This is a genomic window from Paracoccus spongiarum, assembly GCF_030732095.1.
GTDB classification, from domain to species: Bacteria; Pseudomonadota; Alphaproteobacteria; order Rhodobacterales; family Rhodobacteraceae; genus Paracoccus; species Paracoccus spongiarum.
Window position 1 is genome coordinate 1 of record NZ_JAVAMQ010000041.1, and the last position, 9708, is coordinate 9708.

General features: G+C 68.5%; 9 protein-coding genes. 1 reads left to right on the plus strand and 8 read right to left on the minus strand.

Annotated elements, in window-relative coordinates:
• The 7 genes from Q5Y72_RS19175 to Q5Y72_RS19205 all read right to left on the minus strand — a co-directional run.
• Positions 1-520, minus strand: a 520-nt coding sequence (locus Q5Y72_RS19175; RefSeq protein ID WP_305964996.1) for a serine dehydratase beta chain, incomplete at its 3' end; no start/stop codon positions are given.
• 32 nt (positions 521-552) lie between these two features.
• Positions 553-1827, minus strand: a complete 1275-nt coding sequence (locus Q5Y72_RS19180; RefSeq protein WP_305964997.1) for an aromatic amino acid transport family protein — start codon at positions 1825-1827, stop codon at positions 553-555.
• Between the two features lie 82 nt (positions 1828-1909).
• Positions 1910-3685 (minus strand): acetyl/propionyl/methylcrotonyl-CoA carboxylase subunit alpha, encoded by a 1776-nt coding sequence (locus Q5Y72_RS19185; protein ID WP_305964998.1) that lies wholly within the window; start codon positions 3683-3685, stop codon positions 1910-1912.
• Positions 3682-5256, minus strand: coding sequence for a 5-oxoprolinase subunit B/C family protein (locus Q5Y72_RS19190; protein WP_305964999.1), 1575 nt, complete (start codon positions 5254-5256; stop codon positions 3682-3684). The genes Q5Y72_RS19185 and Q5Y72_RS19190 overlap by 4 nt, the downstream gene beginning before the upstream one ends.
• The gene (locus tag Q5Y72_RS19195; RefSeq protein ID WP_305965000.1) at positions 5253-6032 is read right to left on the minus strand and encodes a putative hydro-lyase; all 780 of its coding nucleotides are present in this window, start codon (positions 6030-6032) and stop codon (positions 5253-5255) included. The genes Q5Y72_RS19190 and Q5Y72_RS19195 overlap by 4 nt, the downstream gene beginning before the upstream one ends.
• Positions 6029-6796, minus strand: coding sequence for a LamB/YcsF family protein (locus Q5Y72_RS19200; RefSeq protein WP_305965001.1), 768 nt, complete (start codon positions 6794-6796; stop codon positions 6029-6031). Before Q5Y72_RS19200 ends, Q5Y72_RS19195 begins: the two co-directional genes overlap by 4 nt.
• Before the next feature lie 8 nt (positions 6797-6804).
• Positions 6805-8040 (minus strand): NRAMP family divalent metal transporter, encoded by a 1236-nt coding sequence (locus tag Q5Y72_RS19205; protein WP_305965002.1) that lies wholly within the window; start codon positions 8038-8040, stop codon positions 6805-6807.
• A 211-nt stretch (positions 8041-8251) separates the two neighbouring features.
• On the opposite strand from Q5Y72_RS19205, the gene Q5Y72_RS19210 reads away from it, so the two are divergent.
• A complete protein-coding gene (locus Q5Y72_RS19210; RefSeq protein ID WP_305965003.1) occupies positions 8252-8995 on the plus strand; it encodes a GntR family transcriptional regulator in 744 nt (247 codons plus the stop codon).
• A gap of 373 nt (positions 8996-9368) precedes the next feature.
• Here the strand turns inward: Q5Y72_RS19210 and Q5Y72_RS19215 are convergent.
• Positions 9369-9708: hypothetical protein (locus Q5Y72_RS19215; protein WP_305965004.1), on the minus strand; the 340-nt coding region annotated here is incomplete at its 5' end.

Consider the following 9708-nt stretch of genomic DNA (forward strand, 5'->3'; position numbering starts at 1 on the left):
ACCCTAGCGGGGCGGATTTCCGCGACCGCGAGGCCAGCATTTCGGACTCTGTAGCGATGAAGCCGCCGCCGATCGAGTAGTAGGTCTCCTCGAGCAGGACCGCGCCGTTGCTGAGCGCGCGCAGCTTCATGCCGTTTGCGTGCATCGCGAGCGGCGGACCGTAGTCGAAGATGACGTGGCGCTCGGGATCGAACGCCACCTCGGGCAGGCCGGGCGGCGCGAGCCGACCGGTCGCGCGCATCTCGGTCAGCCGGGCCTCTGCGAATTCGGCGTTGAGGCTCGCCGGCTCGAACCCCATCAGCCCGAGAATCACTGCACGGTCGGTGGCGTGCCCCTTCCCGGTAAACACCAACGAGCCGCAAAGCTCAGCCTCAAGCGCCGTGAGTGTCGCCGGATCGAAGGCGGCGCCGCCGTCCTGCACCGCCTTCAGGAACGCCGCCGCCGCCGTCATCGGTCCCATGGTGTGGGACGACGACGGGCCGACGCCGATCTTGAAGATGTCGACCACGCTGATGAACATGTTGCCCCCTTCCGCCCGTCGGCCTGTGGCGATCAGCCGAACATGCTGTAGAGGATGCCGGACATCGCGATCAGGCCCGTGACGATCACGAACACATTGCTGATCTGTCCGCGATACTGCGCGAGCGCGGGCACCCTGTAGATCGCGTACATCGGCATGAGGTAGAGGATTGCGGCGATCACCGGCCCCGCCAGCGTCTCGATGATGCCGAGGATGCTCGGATTGAGAATTGCCACGCCCCAGGTCGTCAGGAACATGAAGACTGTGATGGCCTTGACGAGCGCCGGATCGGCTATTCTGCGCGCCTCGGGATCGAACTGGCCACGCACGATGCCGTGCAGTCCCTCGGTCGCGCCGAGGTAGTGGCCGAAGAACGAGGACACGATGGCAAGGAACGCGATGATCGGCCCGAAATAGGCAATGAACGGGCTGCCATGCACGTTGGCCAGATAGGACAGCACCGGCAGGTTCTGCGCCTTCGCCTCGGCGAGTTGCGTCGGCCCGAGCGCCAGCACGCACGAGAACACGAACAGCATGACGAAGCCGACCAGCACGGTCGCGGTCCGGCCGAGGATCTTGTCGGCCTTTTCCGCCGCATCGGCTCCGTAGTCCCGCTTCAGCGAAACCGAGAACTGCGAGATCGCCGGGGAGTGGTTGAAGGCGAAGACCAGCACGGGGATTGTCAGCCAGATCGTCGCCAGCATGCTGCCGGGGGACGAGACCTGCGTCACGGTGGAGAGGTCCCAGTTCGGGATCAGATAGAGCGACAGGAGCACGAGGATCGCCGCGAGCGGATAGACCAGCGCTTCGGTCACCCGCAGCATGATCTCCTGCCCGGCCATCATCACGGCCATCATTCCTGCGACCAGCAGACCGGAGAGGATCCAGCGGGGCAGGGGGTCCATGCCGAGCTGGTTGACCATGAAGCTGTCGACGGTGTTGGTGATGCCGACGCCGTAGATCAGGACGATCGGATAGATCGCCAAGAAGTAGAGAATCGTGATCGCCTTGCCGGCGCCGGATCCGAAATGCTCGACGACCACCTGGGTGATGTCGCTGCCCGGGATCGCGGACGAGCACACGAACCGCGACAACCCGCGATGCGACAGATAGGTCATCGGCCCGATCAGGATGGCCATGATGACCAGCGGCCAGAAACCGCCGCTTCCCGCGTTGATCGGCAGGAAGAGAATGCCGGCGCCGACTGCGGTGCCGAATAGGCTCAGGACCCATTTCGTATCGTGTTTCGACCAAGCTAGCGACTTCGCGCCCTTGCTGGCTATGATGGCGTCGGTTTGGCTTGTCACGACGTCCTCCTCCCCAGCTTCTATTTTGTCTTAGCAGGCGGCATTCCGCCACCTGGTCCTTCCCTCGGTTGCTGCGCGCGCCTCAGGCCGGCTCGATGTTCGCGAGCGGTGCGCCGAAGCCGATGGGCTTGCCCGCCTCGGCCAGATGCCGGAGCCGGCCGGAGCGCGGCGCCTCGACCCGCGTCTCCATCTTCATCGCCTCCATCACCGCGATCACCTCGCCGGCGGCGACCTCCGACCCGTCCTCAGCCTGCCAGACCTGCAGCGTTCCGGCTACCGGCGCCGTAACGACGTCCTCGCCTACCGCTCCCGGCGACTCCGCCGCCGCGCCGGGACCGGGACCGGCGGCGAGCATTCCCGCCGGAAGACCGATCTCCATACGTCGGCCGTCGACCTCGATCGCGAAGCGCAGGAACGGCGCGGTCGCCGCCGGGGTCACGCGCGCATCCCCGCCGATCGCCGCGACGCGGTCGGCGAAGTCGGTCTCGATCCAGCGGGTGTGGACGGCGAAGTTTCCGTCCTCGGCGCGGAACTCGGGCGCCGCGATCGCCGCACGGTGGAAGGGCAGGACCGAGGCGACGCCGCCGATCCGGAACTCCGCCAGGGCGCGCCCCGCTCTCGCGAGCGCCTCCTCGCGCGTGGCGCCGGTCACGACGAGCTTCGCCATCAGCGAGTCGAAGCTGCCCGGCACCACCGAGCCTGCGACGACGCCGCTGTCGAGCCGGACGCCGGGGCCGCCGGGCGCGTCCCATTCGGTCACCGGCCCCGGCGTCGGCAGGAAACCGCGGGCCGGGTCCTCGGCGTTGATGCGGAACTCGATCGCATGGCCGAGGGGCGTCGGAACCTCCTCGTCGGCGAGCCGCGCGCCTTCGGCCACCGCGATCATCGCGCGCACCAGGTCGACGCCGGTCGTCTCCTCGGTCACCGGATGCTCGACCTGAAGCCGAGTGTTGACCTCGAGGAAGGAGAGCGTGCCGTTCGCCGACAGCAGGAACTCGACGGTGCCCGCCCCGCTGTAGCCCGCGCGCGCGCAGATCGCCCGGGCGGAGGCGTGGATGCGGGCGCGCTGCTCCTCCGTGATAAAGGGCGCGGGCGCCTCCTCGATGAGCTTCTGGTTGCGCCGCTGCAGCGAACAGTCGCGGGTTCCTAGCACCTTGACCCGCCCGTGCCGATCGCCGAGCACCTGCGCCTCGATATGCCGGGGCCGGTCGAGGAATTGCTCGATGTAGCATTCGCCGCGGCCGAAGGCGGTCAGCGCCTCGCGGGTGGCGGAGTCGAAGAGCTCCTCGACCTCGTCGAGCTTCCAGGCGACCTTGAGCCCCCGCCCGCCACCGCCATGGGCGGCCTTGATGGCGATCGGCAGCCCGTGCGCCTCGGCGAAGGCCCGGGCCTCGGCCGGGGTCTCGACGGGACCCGGGGTGCCCGCGACGAGCGGCGCGCCGACCGCCTCGGCGATGCGCCGCGCCTCGATCTTGTCGCCGAGCGCCTCGATGACGTGGGGATCGGGGCCGACCCAGATCAGCCCAGCTTCCTGCACGGCGCGGGCGAATTCGGCGCGCTCCGACAGGAAGCCGTAGCCGGGATGCACCGCGTCGGCGCCGGCGCGCAGGGCGATGGCGATGAGCTTGGCCGCGTCGAGATAGGTCTCCGCCGGGCGCTCGCCCCCCAGCGCATAGGCCTCGTCGGCGAGCCGGACGAAGAGCGCGTCGCGGTCGCTGTCGGCGTAAGCGACGATCGGCGCGATCCCCTCGTCGCGGCAGGCGCGGATGACCCGTACGGCGATCTCGCTGCGGTTGGCGATGAACAGGCGGCGGATCGGACGCAGCGCGGAGCCGGGCTCGAACAGGGTGGTCGTCATGGCGTGGCCTCGATCGGGCTGAAGGGATGGTCGGCGGTGAAGCGGATTCGCGCGCCGGGGGGGATCTGTCCGGCGAGCGGCAGCGCGTCGGGCAGCACGGTGGCGATGACCGGATAGCCGCCGGTCAGCGGATGGTCGGCGAGGAACAATACCGGCTGGCCGGAATGCGGCACCTGGATCGCGCCATGCTCGGTCCCCTCAGAGGGCAGTTCGCGCGCGTCGTCGCGCATGAGAGGGTCGCCGGCGAGCCGGACGCCGACGCGCGAGGATTGCGCCGTCACCTCCCAGTCCTGGGCGAGCAGCAGCGCCACCGCGGCGTCCGGGAACCAGTCGGCGCGGGGGCCGAGCGTGACGGGCAGCGCGATCGTCTCGCCCGGAGCGGGCAGCGCCGGGCGCAGGGCGGGCTCGCCGTCGACCGCGAGCGCGGGGGCGTCGGCGAAGCCGATCGCCGCGCCTGCGCCGAGCGGGTCCGGGCCGATCCCCGCGAGCGTGTCGGTCGCGGCTGAGCCGAGCAGGCGCGCTGCATCGAAGCCGCCGCGGCGCGCGAGATAGCTCCGCATGCCGCGGGCAGGCGGCGGGATCACCAGAACCTCGCCGGGATCGAGCGCGAACGGGCGGCTCACGTCGACGGGGATGCGCGCCTGGCCGGCTTCGATCTCGGCCCGGTCGGCCGCGCCGTCGAGGACGAGCGTCGCCGGCGCATCGACGCTGAGCCGCGTCGGGCCGAGCGTGATCTCGAGCGCCGGAGCATCCGGCGGGTTGCCCGCGCGGCGATTGGCGCGCCGCAGGCTCGGCAGGTCCATCGCGCCGGACCCGGAGATGCCATGCGCCGCCTGACCGGACCGCCCGGCGTCCTGCACCAGCACGGGGAACGCCGTCGCAACCACGCGCAGTCCCACGACGGACGCGGGGGGCTCGGCCGGAGCGGCCGGCGTCGGATGCACGGCGCCACGCCGCTCGACGAAGCGCACGCGCCCGCCGGGGCGCAGCAGCGCCGGCGGGTCGCGCGCGAGGTCCCACATCGGCGTCGGCGTGGTCCCGATCAGTTGCCAGCCGCCCGGGCTCGCCTTGGGGTAGACGCCGCAGAACCGTCCCGCCAGCCCCACCGCGCCGGCGGGGATGCGCGCCCGAGGGCTCGCGCGCCGCGGCAGGTCGAAGCGGGGATCCTCGCAGGTCATATAGGCGAAGCCTGGAGCGAAGCCGCAGAACGCCACCTGCCAGGTCGCCGCCTGATGCGCCGCGATGACCTCCGCCACGGTCAGGTCGAGATGGGCGGCGACCTCGGCGAGATCCTCGCCGTCGTAGACCATGGGGATCTCGATCGCCTCCGCCGCGCTCTCGCGCCGGGCCGTCGCGCGGGACGCCCGCGCCGCGATCGCCGCCGCAAGCCGGCCGTCGGCGGCGGCGCCGGGCGCGGCGCGCACCAGCAGCGTGCGCGCGGCGGGGATCACCTCGGCGACGCCGGGGACCGGATCGGCGGCCAGCGCGTCGAAAAGCGCGAGCGTCACCGCGAGATCGGGCAGTTCCACGAGGAGCGCGCGCGGGCCGACGGGCAGAAACCGCAGCGTCATGCCTGCCACTCCCGATCGGGGACGTCGCTGACGAACATGTGCCCGGGCGCGTGGGTGATCGCGAAGGGCGGCTTTGACGCCATGACCGCCGCCTGCGGGGTCACGCCGCAGGCCCAGAAGACCGGAATCTCGCCAGGCCGTATCGCGACCGGATCGCCGAAGTCCGGCCGGCCGAGATCGGCGATGCCGAGCGCCTCGGGCGCGCCGACATGCACCGGCGCGCCATGCACCGCCGGATAGCGGCCCGAGATCGTCACCGCCTCGGCGACGCGATCGGCGGGGATCGGCCGCATCGAGACGACCAGCGGGCCGGCGAGCCGCCCGGCCGGCCGACAGGGCCGGTCGGTGAGATACATCGGCACGTTGCAGCCCTGCGCGATGTGGCGGATCTCGATGCCGGCCTGCATCAGCGGCGCCTCGAAGGTGAAGGAGCAGCCGATCAGGAACGTCACCAGATCGGCATGTTCGGCCCAGACCGCGTGCGCGTCGGCGGTTTCCTCGGCCAGTGCGCCGTCGCGCCAGACACGGTAGCGCGGCAGGTCGCGGCGCAGATCGGCGCCCGGGGCGAGCACGGTCTCGAATCCGCCGGGCTCGGTGACGTCGAGCACCGGGCAGGGCTTCGGATTGCGCTGCGCGAAGAGCAGGAAGTCCCAGGCCCAGTCCTTGGGCAGGGCGATGAGGTTGCACTGGGTGAAGCCTGTGGCGTGGCCCGAGGTCGGCGCGGCCCAGCCCGCGCGACAGGCAGCACGCAACTCGAAAGGGTTCTTGTAGGTCATCGGGCAGCCTCGTGGAACGGGGCGATCGCCACTCCGGCCGCGACGAGCCGGTCGCGGATGCGCCGGGCCATCGCCACCGCAGCCGGGTTGTCGCCATGCACGCAGATGCTCTGGGCATCAAGGTGCAGGAGCGAGCCGTCCGCCGCTTCGATCGCTCCTTCGGTCGCGAGGCGCAGCATGCGCTCCGCGACCTGCTCGGGATCGTGCAGCACTGCGCCCGGCTCGCGCCGGGACACGAGCGCGCCCGCGGCGGTATAGCCGCGATCGGCGAAGGCCTCGGCCGCCACGGTCAGGCCTGCGTCGCGGGCGCGCCCGAGGATCGAAGCGCCGGCGAGGCCCATCAGGATCAGCGTCGGATCGACGGCGCGGATGCCTGCGATGACCGCGTCGCCCTGGGCCGCGTCCTCGGCGATGGTGTTGTAGAGCGCGCCATGCGGCTTGACGTAGGTGACCCGCGTCCCCGCCGCCGCCGCCAGCCCCTGCAGGGCGCCGATCTGATAGACGACGTCGGCCTCGAGTTCGGCCGGGGTCACGTCCATCTTCCGGCGCCCGAAGCCGACGCGGTCGGGATAGGAGACATGCGCCCCGACCGCCACGCCGCGCTGCGCCGCCTCGCGCAGCGTCGAGAGGATGGTCAGGGGGTCGCCGGCGTGAAAGCCGCAGGCGACGTTGGCGGAACTGACGATCGCGAGCATCGCCGCGTCGTCGCCCATCCGCCAGGCCCCGTAGCCCTCGCCGAGATCGCTGTTGAGATCCATGGCCATTTCTCACGTCAGGCGCTGAGAAAGGCGAAGATCGTGCTGATCGACTTCAGCCCCATGTACCAGGTCAACGCGCAGACGATGACGCTGAGCGCGAGCAGCGGCCGGCTGTAACGGTGGCCGCCCATCAGGTCGGACCGCGCGAAGCCGATATAGGTGAAGATCGTCAGGCCGATCGGCAGGATGAGCCCGTTGAAGCCGCCGGCGAAGACCAGCAGGGCCGCGGGCGCCGTGCCGAGGGCGAGGTAGATCGCCAGCGAGACCGCGATGAAAAGGACAGTGGCGATGTTGCGCGCGCGGTCGCCCATGGGGCGGAAAACGGTCATGAAGCTGACTGACGTATAGGCGGCCCCGATGACCGAGGTGATGGCCGCCGCCCAGAAGATGATCCCGAACACCCGCAGGCCCCACTGGCCGGCCGCCGCCTGGAACGCCTGGGCCGCCGGGTTTGCGGTCTGCGAGGCGAGGTCGAGCGTGACGCCCGAGGCCGTAACCCCGAGGATCGCGAGGAACAGCACGAAGCGCATGACGCCCGTCACGGCGATGCCCGACAGCGCGCCGCGCGTGATGGCGGGCAGGTTCGCAGCGCCCGTAAGGCCCTTGTCGAGCAGGCGATGCGCGCCGGCGTAGGTGATGTAGCCGCCGACTGTGCCCCCGACGATCGTCGTGATCGCGGCGAAGTCGACAGTCGAGGGCAGCACGGTCTGTCGCAGCGCCTCGCCGACCGGCGGGTTCGAGACGATGGCAACGAACACCGTCATCGCGATCATCAGGATCCCCAGCACGACGATGATCCGGTCGAGCAGCAACCCCGCGCGGTGCGACAGGAATATCCCGATGGCGAGCAGCGAAGACAGGCCGCCGCCGATCTTGGGGTCGAGCCCGATCATCGCGTTGAGCCCGAGTCCGCTGCCGGCGATGTTGCCGACGTTGAACACCAGCCCGCCGAAGATCACGAGAACCGACAACAGGTAGCCGGCGCCGGGGATGGCGTCGTTCGCGGTCTCGGACGCGCGCTTGCCGGTCAGCGCGGTGATCCGCCAGATGTTCATCTGCACTACGAAGTCGATGATGATCGAGGCGAGGATCGCGAAGGCGAAGGCCGACCCGAGGCGCGCGGTGAAGGTCGCCGTCTGGGTGATGAAGCCCGGGCCGATGGCCGAGGTCGCCATCAGGAAGATGGCGGCGATCAGGCCGCCGCGCAGCGTGGCTCCCGATGCGGTGACAGGGGGGGAGAGTTCGCTCATTGCCGGGCTCCACGCTTGCAGATTCGGAATGACGGCATTGTCTCAGACGCAAAGCGATTCGTCAATTATCCTCCTACCTTCACCTGTGTTTCGTCGAACACTCTTGTGCGCTTTGCACTATGAACGTGAGCGAGATGCTCAAACACGATGATGCTCCACGTGACATGGCGCGTGGAATCCTCGTAAAATGAGCCGACACATGAGGTGCAGAATGAGTGACCGAAAGCCAGGAATCGATGCCGCCGCGCCGCTTGTCGAGCAAATTGCGGCGCAACTCCGCACGATGGCGACGGAGGGGGAGCTGACGCCCGGGGAACGCCTTTCTGAGGCCCGACTGTCTGCCGATCTCGGTGTCTCGCGGAACACGTTGCGCGAGTCCTTCCGGTTGCTCACGCGCGAGGGGTTGGCGCGCTATGAGCCAAACCGCGGCGTGTTCGTGGCAATCCCCTCGATGCCGGCCATCATCGACATCTACCGTGTGCGACGTCTGATCGAGATCCCGGCGCTTGCCCAGGCCTGGCCGAAGCACGCCGCAGTCGCGGCTATGCGCGCCGCTGTGGTGGCAGCCGAGGCCGCGCGCGAGCGTGGAGACTGGCGCGCGGTCGGCTCCGCCAACATGGTGTTTCACGGCGCTGTCGTCGCGCTGATCGACAGTCCGCGTCTGACGGCCTTTTTTGCTCAGGTCGTCGCCGAACTCCGCCTCGCCTTCGGCCTCCTCCCCGACCCGGAGCTCCTGCACGAGCCCTTTATCGCCGAGAACGCGGCCATCCTTGCCGCCGTTGACCGGGACGATGCAAAGGGCGCGGCCAAGTTGCTCGCTGGCTACCTAGACCGTTCCGAAGGGGTTGTTCTCGCAGCCTTCGCGCGGCTGGAAGATCGACGCGTGACGCCGACACCGCGTGATGCGCCGCAGCGTAGGGTCAGGACAGCCTCACGGAGAGCGACCGGCGCCTAGCGTCGTTGGAATCCCGATTGAGTACAAGTGACGCCATGATCGGGCGTATCGTGCAGCCACTCATCTGCTGCAACTGCGTGTCTGGTCACGCAGTCCGCCGTAGTCGTTCAGTATCTCGGGAATGGCCGAACCGATTGGCAATGAGTTCAGTTCCTCTGCGGCTCGCGCTTGGACCTCCCTGCTATGCAACGACGAAGAGACACGTGCCGGGAAGCCGCCGACTGGCTCCTGCGCACCGCCCCCGCTGACAAAATGGGAAAGAGCAATAGGGCCGCCGCTTGAGGCGGCTCAAGGGGAGAGCAATCATGCACAACTATGCCCAAAAAAGCTGCCTGAATTTCCCGATATCGTCCAGCGCGATGCGTGCCAAATCTCAACCGTCTATATCTTTATCAAGCCACGATGTATCAGTCAGTGATAGGTTTTGGCGCGCAACATCCGTTATAGTGCTTATTTGATCAGTATTTATATTGACTTCACGATTCGATAAAAAAGAGAAAATCAATGTGCCGTCGGCACCAAGGATCACATGCAGAAAATCCCCTACGTCATCAGCAGAAACCTCCAAAACAGAACTGTCCCCCTCTGGGGGATACAGAATATTAAACCGTAAATTTTTTAATAAGTTCTTATCATATTCAAGCATACTATTGTTCTGAGTCTGACGCCTCTTACCTGTTGCCCCTGATTTCATCGAGGGCGTTGGAGAACAC